14 protein-coding genes are annotated in these 15,741 nt (G+C 43.8%); 8 read left to right on the top strand and 6 right to left on the bottom strand.

Going from position 1 to position 15,741, the window contains the following annotated elements; genetic code table 11:
• Positions 1-21: 21 nt before the first annotated feature.
• Positions 22-1,602 (top strand): peptide chain release factor 3, encoded by a 1,581-nt coding sequence (locus DWX33_RS02245; protein WP_005866938.1) that lies wholly within the window; start codon positions 22-24, stop codon positions 1,600-1,602.
• A 1-nt stretch (position 1,603) separates the two neighbouring features.
• Positions 1,604-2,611 carry an FAD:protein FMN transferase gene (locus DWX33_RS02240; RefSeq protein ID WP_057325994.1) on the top strand — a complete coding sequence of 336 codons (1,008 nt, stop codon included), beginning with the start codon at positions 1,604-1,606 and terminating at the stop codon, positions 2,609-2,611.
• Between the two features lie 131 nt (positions 2,612-2,742).
• Here the strand turns inward: DWX33_RS02240 and DWX33_RS02235 are convergent, their stop codons facing one another.
• The 5 genes from DWX33_RS02235 to DWX33_RS02215 all read right to left on the bottom strand — a co-directional run bounded on the left by DWX33_RS02235 (position 2,743) and on the right by DWX33_RS02215 (position 7,261).
• Positions 2,743-3,435: a YjjG family noncanonical pyrimidine nucleotidase gene (locus DWX33_RS02235; RefSeq protein WP_005866942.1), complete on the bottom strand. Its 693-nt coding sequence runs from the start codon at positions 3,433-3,435 to the stop codon at positions 2,743-2,745.
• Positions 3,435-4,307 carry a hypothetical protein gene (locus DWX33_RS02230; protein WP_005861330.1) on the bottom strand — a complete coding sequence of 291 codons (873 nt, stop codon included), beginning with the start codon at positions 4,305-4,307 and terminating at the stop codon, positions 3,435-3,437. The genes DWX33_RS02235 and DWX33_RS02230 overlap by 1 nt, the downstream gene beginning before the upstream one ends.
• A gap of 19 nt (positions 4,308-4,326) precedes the next feature.
• Entirely contained in the window at positions 4,327-5,031 is a 705-nt protein-coding gene (gene rsmI, locus DWX33_RS02225; RefSeq protein WP_005861332.1) for a 16S rRNA (cytidine(1402)-2'-O)-methyltransferase, read from the bottom strand.
• Between the two features lie 9 nt (positions 5,032-5,040).
• Positions 5,041-5,736, bottom strand: coding sequence for a hypothetical protein (locus DWX33_RS02220; RefSeq protein WP_057325993.1), 696 nt, complete (start codon positions 5,734-5,736; stop codon positions 5,041-5,043).
• A gap of 109 nt (positions 5,737-5,845) precedes the next feature.
• The gene (locus DWX33_RS02215; protein WP_005861336.1) at positions 5,846-7,261 is read right to left on the bottom strand and encodes an ATP-dependent RecD-like DNA helicase; all 1,416 of its coding nucleotides are present in this window, start codon (positions 7,259-7,261) and stop codon (positions 5,846-5,848) included.
• Positions 7,262-7,354: 93 nt separating this feature from the next.
• On the opposite strand from DWX33_RS02215, the gene DWX33_RS02210 reads away from it, so the two are divergent.
• Genes DWX33_RS02210 through DWX33_RS02200 form a run of 3 tightly spaced genes read left to right on the top strand, consistent with a single transcriptional unit; the run spans position 7,355 to position 9,375 of the window.
• Complete coding sequence (locus DWX33_RS02210) at positions 7,355-7,990, top strand: hypothetical protein (protein WP_057325992.1); 636 nt, start codon at positions 7,355-7,357, stop codon at positions 7,988-7,990.
• 12 nt (positions 7,991-8,002) lie between these two features.
• Positions 8,003-8,827, top strand: coding sequence for a DUF3822 family protein (locus DWX33_RS02205; protein ID WP_009018318.1), 825 nt, complete (start codon positions 8,003-8,005; stop codon positions 8,825-8,827).
• A complete protein-coding gene (locus DWX33_RS02200) occupies positions 8,818-9,375 on the top strand; it encodes an RsmD family RNA methyltransferase (protein ID WP_005861342.1) in 558 nt (185 codons plus the stop codon). The genes DWX33_RS02205 and DWX33_RS02200 overlap by 10 nt, the downstream gene beginning before the upstream one ends.
• Here the strand turns inward: DWX33_RS02200 and cls are convergent.
• Positions 9,347-10,783 (bottom strand): cardiolipin synthase, encoded by a 1,437-nt coding sequence (gene cls / locus DWX33_RS02195; protein ID WP_005866953.1) that lies wholly within the window; start codon positions 10,781-10,783, stop codon positions 9,347-9,349. The genes DWX33_RS02200 and cls overlap by 29 nt on opposite strands.
• Before the next feature lie 597 nt (positions 10,784-11,380).
• Here cls and DWX33_RS02190 point away from each other — a divergent pair.
• From DWX33_RS02190 to DWX33_RS02180, 3 genes are all read left to right on the top strand, one after another.
• Positions 11,381-12,631, top strand: coding sequence for a hypothetical protein (locus tag DWX33_RS02190; protein ID WP_036613552.1), 1,251 nt, complete (start codon positions 11,381-11,383; stop codon positions 12,629-12,631).
• Between the two features lie 11 nt (positions 12,632-12,642).
• Complete coding sequence (locus DWX33_RS02185) at positions 12,643-14,898, top strand: carboxypeptidase-like regulatory domain-containing protein (protein WP_122379757.1); 2,256 nt, start codon at positions 12,643-12,645, stop codon at positions 14,896-14,898.
• A gap of 66 nt (positions 14,899-14,964) precedes the next feature.
• Positions 14,965-15,696, top strand: a complete 732-nt coding sequence (locus DWX33_RS02180; RefSeq protein WP_121773466.1) for a YjbH domain-containing protein — start codon at positions 14,965-14,967, stop codon at positions 15,694-15,696.
• Positions 15,697-15,741: the final 45 nt, after the last annotated feature.

Here is a 15,741-nt window from a genome sequence, read left to right as displayed (position 1 = left end):
AATATATACATATAAAATAGAATGAGCCAGTATTCAGAAGAGATTGAAAGAAGAAGAACGTTTGCCATAATCAGCCACCCGGATGCCGGTAAGACTACACTTACCGAGAAATTATTGTTATTTGGTGGCGCTATCCATGTAGCGGGAGCGGTGAAGTCTAATAAAATCAAGAAGACTGCCACGTCCGACTGGATGGAGATTGAGAAGCAACGCGGTATCTCCGTAGCTACCTCCGTAATGGCTTTTGATTATTCCGATCATAAGATTAATATCTTGGATACACCGGGCCACCAAGATTTCGCCGAGGATACGTTCCGTACCTTGACGGCGGTGGATAGCGTTATTATCGTAATCGATATCGCCAAGGGAGTAGAGGCGCAGACTCGTAAGTTGATGGAGGTTTGCCGTATGCGTAAGACTCCGGTGATCGTTTTTGTCAACAAGATGGACCGTGATGGTAAAGATCCTTTTGATTTGCTGGATGAGATAGAAGAAGAATTACAGATAAAGGTACGCCCATTGAGCTGGCCGATCGATATGGGACAACGTTTCCGGGGCGTATACAATATTTTTGAGCAGAAACTGAACCTATATACCCCGAGTAAGCAATATGTGACGGAGAATGTGGAATTCAAGGATATCACTAGTCCGGATCTCGAGACTTATATTGATCCTACGCAAGCTGCGAAGCTTCGTGAGGATATAGAGTTGATAGAGGGGGTTTATCCCGAATTTGATGTGAATACGTATTTGGATGGGGATATCGCTCCGGTATTCTTTGGCTCCGCTCTGAATAACTTCGGTGTGAAAGAGCTATTGGATTGCTTTATTCGTATCGCTCCCTCGCCACGTCCGATCCATGCGGTAGAGCGTGTGGTAGACCCGAATGAGGATAATTTCACCGGCTTCATTTTCAAGATCCATGCGAATATGGACCCGAACCATCGCAGTTGTATCGCTTTTGTGAAGATTTGTTCCGGTCGTTTTGAGCGTAACGCGAACTATAAGCATGTACGCTTCGGTAAGATGATGCGTTTCAGTAGCCCGACGGCTTTCATGGCTCAGAAGAAAGAAGTGGTGGATGAGGCGTTCGCGGGTGATATTATCGGTTTGCCGGATACCGGGAACTTTAAGATCGGGGATACGTTGACTTCCGGAGAGGAATTGCATTTCAAGGGATTGCCGAGCTTCTCGCCCGAGATGTTCAAATATATAGAGAACGCCGATCCGATGAAGGCAAAGCAATTGAACAAAGGTATCGAGCAATTGATGGACGAGGGTGTCGCCCAGTTGTTTACCAATCAATTCAATGGCCGGAAGATTATCGGTACCGTGGGACAATTGCAGTTTGAGGTTATTCAATACCGCCTGTTGCATGAGTATGCCGCTCAATGTAAATGGGAGCCGATCAGCCTATATAAGGCTTGCTGGATCGAGAGTGATAACCAAGAGGCATTGGAGAATTTCAAGAAACGTAAGGCGCAATATATGGCGTTGGATAAGGAAGGCCGTGATGTTTATTTAGCGGATTCCAGCTATGTATTGATGATGGCCCAACAGGATTTTCCGGATATTAAGTTCCATTTTACATCAGAGTTCTAATATGAAAAGTCAATTCTCCATTCTTTGTTTACTTGTTAATATCTTGTTGATAAGTTGTGAACAGGCTCCCCAATACTATGAGGTATCCGGAAGGCTTCATACACCTTATCATATTAAGTTTGAGCATACTAAACCATTGGATAAGGAGATTGACGAGCAGTTGAAATATTTCTACCACCTGTTTAATGCTTTTGATTCTACTTCGGTAATCAGTCAGGTAAACCAGAACCGTGACATACGGGTAGATACGCTCTTCCAAAAAGTCTTTAAGAAGGCGCTTGAAGTGTCTACTGAGACAAATGGGGCCTACGATGTGACTTGCGCCCCGTTGATCAACCTTTGGGGGTTTGGCTTCAGTCGGAAGGATAGCGTAACGCCTGCCCATATCGACAGTGTCCGTCAGTTTATCGGTTTTCAGAAAGTTCGTTTAGAAGGGGATCGCATCGTGAAGGACGATCCTCGCTTGATGATGAACTTTTCTTCTTTGGCGGATGGAACGGTTTGCGATATGATAGCCCAAATGCTGGAGAAGAAAGGGGTCCGTAATTATTTGGTGGAGTTTGGTGGCGAGATGCGTGTGAAAGGCGTGAATCCCTCGGGCATGGATTGGCGCTTAGGGATCACGAAGCCTACGGATGACGCTGCCGGCATGAATCAAGAACTCGAGCAGATCGTTAGCTTCCCTAAACCGTTAGGAATGGCTACATCAGGTAATTACCGTAATTTTTATATAAAGGATGGACGTAAATACGCCCATACGATCGACCCTCGTGAAGGTTGCCCTGTACAGCGGGATATCCTTAGCGCTACGATCGTCGCTCCGGATGCCATGACCGCTGATGCGTATGCTACCGCGTTTATGGTCTTAGGCTCGGAGGAGGCTAAGTCCTTATGCGCTAAAGTGCCGGGTCTTGAATATTTTATTATTTGTTCCGATTCGATAGGAGACGGGTATCATCCGGAATACTCTGAGGGCTTTCGCCGATATCTGGTGACTGCCGATAAATAATCGATTTATTTATAAGCTGTTAAGATGTTGTTCTTAGAATAGGCATTGTAAGATCTTTATGATGCCCATTCTAAGGAGCTTATAATGCCCATCGTAAGCATGCTATAATGGGCATTGTAAGAAAGGTCTGTTTATAGGATGGATTTGATCTCTTCCAGAGAGCGGACTGTATGGGTCGGGGTGAATCCATCGGCAGGTAATCCTTCCGGATTCAACCATATCTGGTCGATCTTGGATTGGTAAGCCCCAATGATATCAGCTTCCCAGCTATCCCCGATCATTAAGCTCTCGGACCGGCGTGAGTTCGTGTTCTTTAAGGCGAAGTCGAAAATACCTTTATGGGGTTTTTGTATATTAGCGTCCTCGGACAGGATCATCCGTTCGAAATAAGGGGCCAAGCCTGCGTTGCTAAGTTTCTTGAATTGTACCTCACGGAATCCATTGGATAAAATAAATAACCGATAGGAAGGGCGGAGATATTCCAGTAATTCAATGGCTCCGGGCACTAATCGGGTTTTGGTGGTCGTGCGTTGCAAGAAATCATTATTTACCGATAAGACGGTTTTCTTATCCTCTATTCCTAACGGACGAAGTACGTAGAGAAATCGATCCAAGATTAAGGTTTGCCGGTCTATTTCCCCCGAACGGTATTTGGCCCATAAGTCTAGATTATGAGGCATATAAATATCAAAGAAAGCCTCGAAGGAGGCATAATACCGATTAAAGTGGTAATCGGTATATAGCTCTTCAAGGCATTCTTTATTGTTATGGTACGTATCCCAAAGGGTATCGTCCAAATCGATAAATATACTTTTATAAATCATTATCCAACTTCGATCACTAAATACTTGCCTAGGCTCCAGAAAGCCTTCTCGTCATTTATTTTCAAGGTCAAGTTTCCGTCTTCATCCTCTACGAACTCATAAGATCCTTCCGGATGATTGGATTTTAGTTTAGCCTTGCTTGCGAACAAAGGAATTTCTTTTACCTCACGGATATCGATAGAGATGAAATAATCCTTGTTGAAACCACTCTGCAATACTTTAGATTTAGAGAACAGGCCACCACCGGATAAGATCTTCTGTTCCTTCAATTCCTTGGAAGTACCGAAACAGTAGTAAGCCGTGTGAAGGGCTTTATCTTGAGCGTTCAATTTCTCGGATTGAGCGGCTGCGGTAGTAGCCAGACTTTCCACATCCTCATTCAAGGAACTTACCATCTCGTCCAATTCTTGGATACGTACGTTCTTCTTTGCCAAATCCTCTTGCAAAGCGACAATCATCGTTGCCTTTTGATCCAGCTCGGAGGAAAGACGATCGATCGTCTTTCGTAATGCGGAAGATTGAATACCGCTTTTCTTCAATTTCTCCTCCAACTGGCTGATTTGCTCCTTGTTCTTCTTCAAGGTCTCGCTGATCAATTGCATGTTCTGCTTGATTTGATCTCTGCGTGACTGATTTAGCTCACCGCCGGTTTGTTGTTGGATTGTCAAATAATTCTCGGCATCACGTATAGATTGAAAATCAGATTCAATATCATTTAGGGTGGAGAGCATATCATTAAGCTCATCCGTGTTCTTCGTATTCTCGATACGTAGAGAATCGTTCTCAGCCTTTAGTTTCTTGTAATCCGCTGAATTTTGGCCACAAGAGGCCAGCATGGCTGTGCAGACACATACTAATAATACTTTCTTCATGTTCTTTTTGCTTGTTAAGTTAAACATCTTTTTCTGTCTCTTTGTCCTTTTTATCTTTTAAGCCTGCTAATACAATAACAATCTCACCCCTTGGTTCGTTCACGGTAAAATGCTGAATTACTTCTTCTAAGGAGCCTCGTACGGTTTCCTCGTGTAATTTGGAGATTTCCCGGGATACTGATACTTGGCGGTCCGTACCGAAAAACTCGGCGAATTGCGTCAAGGTCTTGAGCAGACGGAAAGGTGATTCATAAAAAATAATAGTCCGGTATTCCAAAGCCAATTCTTTTAGCCGGGTTTGCCTTCCTTTCTTTTGAGGGAGAAACCCCTCGAAACAGAACTTCTCATTGGGTAATCCGGATGCTACCAAGGCGGGCACGAAAGCCGTAGCTCCGGGCAGGCACTCTACGTCTACCCCTTGGCGAACACATTCCCTCACCAACATGAATCCCGGATCGGAGATGGCTGGCGTACCAGCATCGGAAACAAGGGCGATATTTTCGCCTCCCTTGATGCGGGCCGCGATTTGCTCCACCGTCTTATGTTCATTGAACTTGTGGTGGGACTGCATCTTGTTCTGTATCTCGAAATGTTTCAGCAAGATGCCGGTCGTACGGGTATCCTCCGCTAAAATAAGATCAGCTTCTTTTAGCACACGGATCGCCCGGAATGTCATATCTTCCAAGTTACCAACAGGGGTTGGGACTACAGTCAATTTTGCCATATCATATATTTATGAGAAGCGTTTTTCCAATAGCTTGATGAAATCGGCTACGGAAGCGTCTTCTATATTCCAGTTCAACACCTTGTTCAGATAAGTGACCGATTCCTCGTACGAGCTAAGATCGTTCAGGTCTGCGATCGCCTTATTCATTTTCTCCTCATTTCCTCCGAATAATTCCCTTCTGAAGCGGAAACGATCATTTAAACTGAATGCCTTACGGAAATCAGAAAGATTCTTTTTCTCCAATATATCATTCAGTGAAATACTGGATTTATCCGCTAATATAGTTTTATGTGGAATCTCTATCTCTTTCAAGGGGATTGTCTCTTGTACGATCTTTTCTTCTGGGATCACTTTTTCGACAATTGGTTCTACTACGATAGGTTCCTCAACGACCGGTTCTTGTACCTGTACGACCTCGATCGTAGGGGATACTTCCGGAGCCGGTTGCACCTCCGGCATCTGTAAAGGTTTACTTACGGGAATAGAATCGATAAGTCGTTGATGTTCTTCCATTTGTTTACGCAAAGCCTCTAACTGAAACTCCTCCAGCGTATGAAGCTCCTTCAATACCTTGTGGGTCAACTGGAAGGTCTGGTTGAAGAAAGAGGCGGGATAAATTTCCGCGTCCCTCATTCCGGCTACCAACTTCTCCAGCTCCCTGATATCGATCAATAGATAATCTATTTTTTCCTTGTTTGCCATTTCTATATGTTTTTCAGATGCTATAAATCATCCGGACATACGTATGTTTTGCAACAAAAATAAGTATTTCTTGTCAATGTTGCCAGTTTCGATCTTAAAATATTGTAAATCATTCGACGAACTCGTCCGGTAAATTCACCAGATATAGGTGATGGGTCGCCCGGGTAAAAGCCGTGTAGAGCCACCTATAGAAATCCTCACCAAGCATTTCCTCCGTGATGTAACCGATATCGAGAAAGACGTTCATCCATTGGCCGCCTTGGGCTTTATGGCAGGTTACCGCATAAGCGTATTTTACTTGGACGACGTTGTAATGAGGATCTACCTTCATCTTTTTCATTTTTCCCGCCTTGGTAGGAATGTCCTCGTAATCTTCCAATATGGTGTAAAAGAGCTTGTCGTTTAGCTCCTTAGGGAGGGCGGGGGAGTCGGTCTGTAAAGTATCCAATAGGATTTTCAAATCGATTTCCAGATCATAATCTTGAAAACGAGCCGTGATGTCGGCAAAGCGGAAGCCATACATCTCCGTGACACGGCGTACCCGCATGACTTGAATGATCTCTCCGTTCGCTATAAAGTCCATCTCCTTACAATTCGCTGTCCAATAATAATTGTTCTTCGCTACCATTAAACGATCGCCGGACGATAGCTCTTCTTCCCTGTATAGGATACGGTTACGTATGCCGTTATTATAAATCGTTGCTCGTTTATTCGAGCGGGAGATAATCATTGTCTCTTCCATACCGTCGCGGCTATAGGCGGAAGATATTTCCTCAATTAGCTCATCTCCATTGACTTTCGTGAAATCGGAGAAGCCTTTTAATTGTAATTTCGGAAAGATCTCGACCGTGTGGTTTCGTAGTGCGTCTCGTAGCCGGGTCGCGTTGAACAGGATTCCCGAGTCCTCGCTTTGGCGTACGACTTGAGTTAACGCTATCTCCCAAACCTGTAGGTTGTAACCCCGTAATATCTCAGGATTCAAGGCGGGACTCTCCGTTTGCATTACCGGAGGAAGCTGTGCGACATCTCCCATTAGGATAAGACGGCAGTTTTCCCCGGAATAGACATACTGGATTAAATCGTCCAACAGGCGTCCGGAACCAAAAACAAATGAATCCAATCCCTCGTTGGCGATCATAGAAGCCTCGTCGACGATAAAAAGTGTATCTTTATGTAAATTATCTGCCGGCATGAAGCCCGTCGGCTCATTGGAAAACGCCCGTTGACGATATATTTTTTTATGAATTGTATACGCTTTTTGGCCAGCGTAGCCCGAGAAAACTTTGGCTGCTCGTCCGGTTGGAGCCAACAAAAACGTTTTTTGCTTTAGTTCGTTAAGCGTTTTCACCAAAGCCCCGACCAGAGAGGTTTTTCCGGTTCCTGCGTAGCCTTTCATCAGTAGAAGGCTGTCCGGTTCCTCTGACAAGAGAAATTCGGTAAGCGTATGAAGCGCTAAAAACTGATCATCCGTCGGTTTATAGGGGAAATTTCGTTCGATTTGCTGGCTTATGTAACTATTTATCATTTTGATCGCAATAATTTTCGCGATAAAGGTAGTGTATTAAATATTCTTTTTTAAATTTGCCGAACGAAATAAATTCAAAAAACAATACAAACCATGAAAGTTACATTAAAGATTTTATTAGCTGCCGCAGTTGTACTGCTAGTTTACATGTGCTACAAGAGCGTCACTGGTCCGATTGAGTATGATGATCAGAAGACTATTCGTGACAATGCGATCATCGCCCGTTTGATTGAAATCCGTAAGGCTCAGATCGAATACAAGAACATGTATAAGACTCATGCCGGAAGTTTCGACGATTTGGAGAAATTCTTGAATACGGATAAGTTGCCGTTCTTGATCAAGGAAGGTGTATTGACGGATGAGCAGTTGGAGAAAGGTATGACAGAAGCAGAGGCTGTTAAGAAAGGTTTAATCAGACGTGATACCATGTGGGTATTGGCGAAAGATACTTTGCTGGGTAAGAACTATGATGTAGCGGCTATGCGTTATGTTCCGGCCGTTCCGGGTGAAAAGATTATTTTCAAGATGGATACGGCTACGTTGAAATCTGGTTCGGGTTATGAGATCAAAGTATTCGCTTGTGAGGTTCCTTACAAAGAATATTTGCGTGACATGGATGCTCAGTTGACTTATAACTTGATCGACAAGGCAGAGAAACAAGGTAAGTTCCCGGGATTGCGCGTAGGTTCTTTGGAAGAAATTAATAACAACGCAGGTAACTGGGAATAATCAGCGGCTCATATGACTATCAGCATTCCTGATACGTTAACTACTGATAATTCGGAAAAGTATATAGTGTCCATCCGGCTTCGGTCGGGTGGACTTTCTTTTTCCGGGTATGATCCCTCGGCTGGAGGAAGTTTCTTTTATCGGGAAACGGAATTCGATCGGGCGGTCTCTTTCATTTCTTCCCTTAAGGAGTTTTTCTTCGCTCATGAGTTTCTTACGTGGACTTATAAACGGATTAACGTGATCTGTGTATCTCCGGAATATAGCTTGGTCCCTGATAATTATTGGGGGGACGGTAAGGAAGGGCGTTTATTGGATTTCAGCTTTTCTACACTGGAATTGCATTGCTTAACCGATACTTTAAAGGAACAACAGGCTAAGTTGGTGTTTGGTGTAGACGAGGAGGTTTACGAATTTTGCTCCCGTTCTCTTTTGCATCCTTTTTTCTCCCACTACATGACTTCTCCGCTAACGCTATGGACAAAAGAAAGTAGTGCTAGCTTACCCCGGCAAATGTATGTCGTGATAGAACGAAAGCGGATGGATGTGGCCTGCTATGCTCAAGGGAAACTCTTATTTGTGAACTCTTACCCGATCGACCAATCGGACGATATAGTATACTATATATTATATGTATGGAAACAGGCGGGATTGAACCAAGAAAAGGACCAGTTGCTTTTAGCGGGGGAATCTTCCTCGCGAATGCGGGTTCTGGAGCGATTGCGAGCCTATTTACGCCATGTTAAGCCGGTGGAGATCCCTTCGGAAGCCTATTTGTTGGGAACGGATGTAACGAAAGCCCCTATGGATTTAATATCTTTATTAATATGCGAATAATAAGCGGTATATACGGTCGTCGGCGTTTTGACGTGCCCTCTTCGTTTAGCGCACGTCCTACGACGGATTTTGCGAAAGAGAATATTTTTAACGTAGTAAATAATTTGGTGGATCTGGAAGGCATGGATGCGTTGGATCTTTTTGCCGGAACCGGAAGTATCTCTTTTGAGTTGATCTCACGAGGATGCCGGAATGTAACCGCCATAGAGAAAAATAACGCTCATGCCTCTTTTATAGCCAAGGTAGCGAAAGAGCTGAAGACGGATGCATTGGCTCTGATTCGTGGGGATGTTTTCCGTTATTTGAATTCAGCCCCTAAGCAAAGTTTCGATTTCATCTTTGCCGATCCCCCGTATGCCTTGCCGGAGTTGCCGGAAATACCCGCCTTGGTTTTCGAGCGTGATTTACTAAGGGATGGAGGGATATTCATCATGGAACATCCTAAGACCAATGACTTCTCATCTTTGCCTTATTTTTATCAGCACCGGGTGTATGGCTCCGTGAACTTTAGCATCTTCCTTAAAGAAGGGGAGAAAACAGACGCATAAATGATTCCGCCATGCGTTGCTTGAGGGGGCGCTTTAACCAGCGGGAAGGGATCAAGCGCTCACAGTGATGCATGTCGTGTGTAAAGATCCGTTTCATTTGCAGGGCGAATTCCTTTTGATATACGAAAGCGTTAATCTCGAAGTTATGCTCAAAGCTACGGAAGTCCATATTGGCGGACCCGATGCTTGTCAATGCGTCGTCGGACACGACTAGCTTGGAATGCAAGAAGCCCGGTTTGTAGAGGTATACTTTTACGCCGGCCTTTACCATCTCGTCGATAAAGGAATGACTGGCCATATTCGCTGAGCGTGTATCGGAACGCTTAGGCAGCATCAAACGAACATCCACTCCCCCTAAGGCGGCGGTTTGCAACGCTTGGTTCAATCCTTCGGTAGGCAGGAAATAAGGGGTTTGTATAAAGATATACTTCTTGGCGTTGGCGATCATGAAAATGGTCGCTTGCAACAAAGTTCTCCATTGACCTACCGGACCGCTAGTGGCGATTTGCATAATATTATCGCTATAGATTTGGGCGGCCGGATAGTAAATCCGATCGTTCAAGAGTTTTTTACTAACCACGTACCAATCGATGAGGAATACGGATTGAAGCCCGTGCACTCCTTTCCCTACAAATTTGAAATGCGTATCCCTCCATGTGCCCCAAGAGGTTCCCTTATCGTATCGGTCGGCTATATTCATGCCTCCCATAAACCCGACTTTACCGTCTATCACGATAATCTTGCGGTGGTTCCGGTAATTCACCTTACTGGTGAAAACGGGGAACGCTACCCTCAAGAACGCATATACCTCGATACCCGCTTCCTTCATTTCCTTAAAGAAGCCGTCTTTTACATTCCAGCAACCCACATCATCATAAAGTACACGTACCTTCACACCTTCTTTTACTTTCTTGATAAGGAGTTGTTGCACCTGTTTTCCTATCTCGTCATCACAGAATATATAATATTGTATATGGATATGGTGGGTCGCTTTCTGGATCTCTTCCAGCAAGTCTTTGAACTTATCGGTACCATTCGTATAAATCGTGATTTGTGTTCCGTATAGGAGGGAGGATTGGTTGGTGTTAGTCAACAAGGTCGATAAAGGTTTATAGGGGTCCGGAACTACGCAGGCGTCTTGAGGTAATTTACCCTCTTGCGGCCTTTTCATGATGCGTTTATAGGTACGCCTCGATATGATCCGTTGTTTCCGGTTATCTTGTCCAAAGAAGAAATAGAAAAGCAGTCCGATACCGGGTGCTAATAATAAGACGATTACCCAAGGAATTGTCTTTAACGGATTCCTATTCTCTGTAATGATAACTAATACCAGTCCTAATATAGTGACGCTATACAATATGATAAATATCGTACCAACGATTAACTGTATATGAATGGCTGCTAACATGAAACTCTCTCTTTGCTATAATCTGCTATAATTTGCTAAGATAAGAATGCTTTCCGAGAATAGCAAATTTCCGTATTCTTTTTGGACTGTATAGAAGGGCCAAAAAGTAAGTTAACTTAAATGGCAAAGTAAGCTAACTTAAATGCCCGAGTAAGTTAACTTACTTTGCCAACGAAGCTAGCTGACTTTGGATGCGGGGTTATGTACATCTTAAAATAATGAGGTCGTTCTCTAAATATAAAGTGTCATTTGTTGATTTTGGCGCAGGCTATTATGAGAAGTATCTATGATAACAATAAAAATATTTAGATTGAAAACGACTGTAAAAAACGATCGTTTCAATTAGTCGTTTGCAAAGGTAGGCATTTCTCCGAGACTGGCAACCTTTTCCGATTAAATTTTGTCCTGCTATATATCTTCTTCTCAACAGGATAGATTAATCAAAGTGTCACGAATATGACAAAAGAGCATCATCTTTTTGCTTTCTAAAAAAATGCAAGATCTAAACGATCGTTTTCACTAGTCGTTTTTTATGTGGAAGGGTAAGAATAAGAAAAACAGTAAACCAATGATAACTTGGAATCAAACTCTAGAGATATGAATAGAAAGTCTTCTATACGAGCCATTTTACTCCGTAAGGAATGCCTTTTATTCTTTTTGCTACTATTGCCTATGTTTACAAAGGCCCAATATAATAAGGTATATGCGGATATCACCGCGAATATGCTGGTCGATATGGGTTTTGAGAATGTTGTCTGGTCGGAAGACGAGAAGGAGAGAGTGTATGTCTTGGAGAATACCCCTTGGCGTTTGCAGGGTGTGGGACTGGCCCATGCCATAGACCGCATCCAGAAAACAGGCTTGCCGGAGAAGGGCAAATCCTGCCGTATCGTCGTATTGGATAATAATATACCGCAGATCTCATTGATCTATACGGCAAATCCGGACAGCTTGAAGGCGGCTCCCGGCTCCTATGCGGCCCGTTCCGCCTGGGATGCTACTTACGATCTGGGCGATAGCTGGGATAAGGTGAAAAAAGAGTACCGTATGAATAGCTCCTTATTTAAAGTAGACGTGGTGGTTTATCCGGAGTTGTATCTGAAGAACCTCATTATCACGCAAATATACCAAGTATTATTCAACCTCTCGCCTGCGATCGAGGTCTCTTTCTGGAATGGGATGAAGCTGACGGCGCAGATGGTGTTTCCTATATATAATGATGGATATGGAAAGCGGATGGATAAGATTCACCCGGGAACAATCGCTCTTTCTCAATCATTCCGCTTACCGATGCGTACGTTTGCGAGAGTAAGCGTAGGGTTGTTTGATTCGGATCGCTATGGTATAGATTTGAAGGCGGTACATTATTTCAAGGATGAACGTTTTTCTGCGGAAGGGCGGATTGGTTGTACCGGGACGGGGTATTGGAATGGGTTCGAATTTCATTATGGTAAGCATCAACGAATCACTTGGTCGTTGGGGGGGAGTTTCTACTGGCCAAAATACAATACGCAGATATCGTTGAAGGCGGAACAATATTTATTGCATGAGGTTGGAGGACGAATCGACTTGATTCGTCATTTCCGATATTGCTCGATTGGTTTCTATGCGATGAAGGCGCAAGGTGCTTTGAAGAATGGAGGTTTTCGCTTCCAAGTGGCTCTTCCTCCCTATAAATACAAACGTAAATATGCAAGGGTGACAACTTCCGACAATTGGGGTATGTCTTATAATGCCGGAAACGAACGGTATTACTATAAGAACTATTATGCGTTGCCGGAAGATAACATGATGAAGCAAAATCAATTCAACCCGTACTTTATAAAGTCGGAATTACTCAATTTTTAAATAGTTTTATTATGAGAACAATTACAAAGTTACAGACCTTATTGGTCTTGTTTTTGACAACAGCCATGATTGGTTTCGCTGGCTGTAAGGATGACGATGGGGATGTGCCTGGGCCTACTCCGGGCAATGAGGCTACTTATGCGATCAGTGGTAAAGTGACAGACGTGGACGGTGCTGCTATGGCGGATGTGAATGTCGCATTATCTGGAGCTAAATCAATGTCCGCTAAGACTGCTGCTGACGGACAGTATACTTTCGACTTGGGAAAGAATGCTGCCGGAGCCTATAAGGTGACTTTCTCTAAAGAAGGTTATATCGAGAGAAGCTATGATATAACCGTTAAGAAGGTAGAATCCGGCTTGGGTGAGAATATCCAGAATGCCGTGATGGAAAAGGGAACAACTCCCGAGCCTACGCCGGAATACAAGAAGGCGAAGTATTTCTTGACCGTTAGCGTGAAAGACGAGGCTGGAAAAGATATTACCGCTTCCGATCTTTCAGTGCTCGTTAAATTAGGTGACAAGGAAATCGCTAAGGAGAACAAGGCTAGCTTTGAGTTGTCTGACGTGGCAACGGGTACGTATGATATTACCGCTACGGCTTCCGGTTATGAGAAGACAGTCGCTAAAGTTGTTGTTTCTCCGGTTGAGGACCAAGAGAAGGCTGAGGGTGACGGTGATACATTTGACGTGAAGTATCCGGCTAATTTGGTATTGAAGGCTTCTACGCCTACTCCGACAGGTCCTTCTTATATTGTGGAAGGTGATGTTAAGGATGTGAATGGTAAAGCTGTTAATGCGACAATTACTTTGTCGGGCGCTTTAACAAAGATGATTTACCGTTCTGGGTTTGAGACTCAGACCGTGACAGGCTCTCATTATCGTTTTGTAATTCCTCAAGATGCTGTTACGGCTCAAATGAGATTTACAATTCGTGTTGTCGCAGAGGGATATGCCGCATATTCTTACAACTTTACTTTGGATGAGCTGAAACCGGGTGAGACTGCGAATGTGATCGCTGATTTCCATTTGACACCTGCTACACCGACTCCAGATCCGACTCCAACCCCAGACCCAACCCCAGATCCCGATCCTGTAACTAAGGGCGGAGAGGTTTCTAAACCGATTACAGAGGTGAATCCGGAAATCGGCGTTGAGCAAGTAGGTAAGGTCGAGAAAAAGATTGAAGCTAATCAAGAGAAAAAGGTCGAGGTAAAAGATGAGACAGGAAAGACAGTAGAGGTTGCTGTAAAGATACCGGAGGCTGTTGCGGATAAATATGAATCTGGCGCAACTGTGGCTGTTGCCAACCCTGAAACATTCGCTGCAAGTTTGGGCAAGATTGAATCTGTAGTAGAGGACAAATCTGAGGTTGATGAAATTTCATTCTCTACCGAAGGTTCTAATACAGGTGTTGTTATCGTGACTCCTAATAACACTACGGAGGATTTCTCTATTAAACGTGATGCTACGGTGGAATTAACGATTAATAGTGGGAAAGCAGCAGAGATTGAGACTGGAACGGATGCTAGCACAGTAGCAGAAAGCGGTTCTCCAGCCGCAGCTGTTACCCGTATTTATACAGGAAAGCCTGACGGTACGGTTATTATTCCGGCTATGGTGATTAAAGCTTCCGCTCCTGCGGACTTCAAGAACGTATCCGATATGCCTTTAAACCTTCTGTATAAGAATGGAGATAATTGGGTAGTTGATAAAGATGCTAAAGTAGAGCTTAAGAATGGCCAATTGAATATCCCTGTAGCTCACTATTCTCAATTCAGCGCAGGTTTATTGATGGCGGTTAAGACTACAACCGCTCCTTCTGATAGTACGTTCTTTATCGAGAAATCGGAGTTTGGAGAATACAACAAGATGGTTTCGGTAGAGTTTACTTATAATGCGACTTTCTTAAATAATAAAGATTTGGATAAAGCTGTCCTTTCAGTTCCGTATGGAAATGCGGCTAAGGATTATTTGAAGAACTGCTTAGGCAAGAAAATCAACGCTGATGGTGGTCTGATCTCTTTCAAAAAATCATATGACGTGAAGGTCGACGAAGGCATGACTCTTAAGGGTGTAAACATTACTGTTAAGTATGCGGCTAAAGAATATGTTGTCTACTATCTGAATAAAGGTGGTTCTTTGGAATCGGTATCTGTTACGGTGTTGAGCGTGAAAGAGGCTAATCCTGCTCCTCTTTATGAGCAAAGCCACGGACATGGCCATGGCAATGGAAACAATGCCGGAGGCGGTATTTTTGGTAAATAATCAACAAGAAGACTGACCTCCCTATAAATAATGTTGAGCCGGAAGTTTATAAGTAAACAAAGAAAAATGAAGAAATTACTCTTATTGATCATATTCTTAAGTTGCTGGACGATACTTCCGGCTCAATTATCTTATGGCACGACAGGGCTATTGCATGCCCCGTCCGCCGATATGCAAAAGGACAAGACCGTGATGCTTGGCGGAAACTTCTTGCATCAAGAGCTTACGCCTCCCAAGTTTAATTTTAATACGTGGAATTATTATTTGAACGTGACGATCTTCCCGTTTCTGGAAGTAGCGTATACTTGTACGCTGTTTACGGCCGAGAGCCTTGGATTGGATAAGCATGGCTATTCCGGATTCACGAACCAAGATCGTTATTTCTCCGCCCGCTTACGTGTGTTGAAAGAAAGCAAATACATCCCCGCTGTCGTGCTGGGGACTTCGGATCCTTTTACGTCATCCGGGCATAAATTCGCTTCGGCTACGGGAAACGGCTATTTCTGCCGTTATTATCTGGCCGCTACCAAACATTTTCAGCTGGGAAGGGAAACCTTAGGCGTTCATTTATCCTATCTGTATAACCGCCGTGAGGATTATCCCTTGAACGGTGTGGCGGGAGGTATCACCTACAATCCTTCATTCGCCCCGCATTTGAACGTCATAGCCGAATACGATTCGAAAGACTTCGCTATGGGAGCCACTTACCTGCTATTCAATCATATACATTTTCAATTCGAATTGCAGCGAATGAAGTATTTCTCCGGTGGACTATGCTATAAGATTTATTTGAGATAAAAAGAGGTTCAGCCTTTGTCCGTTTTTAATCCGCTTGGAGGCGAA

Origin of the sequence: Parabacteroides sp. AF19-14 (assembly GCF_003635485.1) — a bacterium.
GTDB lineage: Bacteria > Bacteroidota > Bacteroidia > Bacteroidales > Tannerellaceae > Parabacteroides > Parabacteroides distasonis.
This window is presented reverse-complemented; position numbering and strand designations above follow the sequence as displayed.

Coding starts and splice junctions, on each gene's coding strand:
- DWX33_RS02240 (WP_057325994.1), top strand. CDS start 1,604: ATGAAAAGTCAATTCTCCATTCTTTGTTTACTTGTTAATATCTTGTTG.
- rsmI (WP_005861332.1), bottom strand. CDS start 5,031: ATGGCAAAATTGACTGTAGTCCCAACCCCTGTTGGTAACTTGGAAGAT.
- DWX33_RS02200 (WP_005861342.1), top strand. CDS start 8,818: ATGCGAATAATAAGCGGTATATACGGTCGTCGGCGTTTTGACGTGCCC.
- DWX33_RS02180 (WP_121773466.1), top strand. CDS start 14,965: ATGAAGAAATTACTCTTATTGATCATATTCTTAAGTTGCTGGACGATA.
- DWX33_RS02235 (WP_005866942.1), bottom strand. CDS start 3,435: ATGATTTATAAAAGTATATTTATCGATTTGGACGATACCCTTTGGGAT.
- cls (WP_005866953.1), bottom strand. CDS start 10,783: ATGTTAGCAGCCATTCATATACAGTTAATCGTTGGTACGATATTTATC.
- DWX33_RS02210 (WP_057325992.1), top strand. CDS start 7,355: ATGAAAGTTACATTAAAGATTTTATTAGCTGCCGCAGTTGTACTGCTA.
- DWX33_RS02245 (WP_005866938.1), top strand. CDS start 22: ATGAGCCAGTATTCAGAAGAGATTGAAAGAAGAAGAACGTTTGCCATA.
- DWX33_RS02215 (WP_005861336.1), bottom strand. CDS start 7,261: ATGATAAATAGTTACATAAGCCAGCAAATCGAACGAAATTTCCCCTAT.
- DWX33_RS02205 (WP_009018318.1), top strand. CDS start 8,003: ATGACTATCAGCATTCCTGATACGTTAACTACTGATAATTCGGAAAAG.
- DWX33_RS02220 (WP_057325993.1), bottom strand. CDS start 5,736: ATGGCAAACAAGGAAAAAATAGATTATCTATTGATCGATATCAGGGAG.
- DWX33_RS02185 (WP_122379757.1), top strand. CDS start 12,643: ATGAGAACAATTACAAAGTTACAGACCTTATTGGTCTTGTTTTTGACA.
- DWX33_RS02230 (WP_005861330.1), bottom strand. CDS start 4,307: ATGAAGAAAGTATTATTAGTATGTGTCTGCACAGCCATGCTGGCCTCT.
- DWX33_RS02190 (WP_036613552.1), top strand. CDS start 11,381: ATGAATAGAAAGTCTTCTATACGAGCCATTTTACTCCGTAAGGAATGC.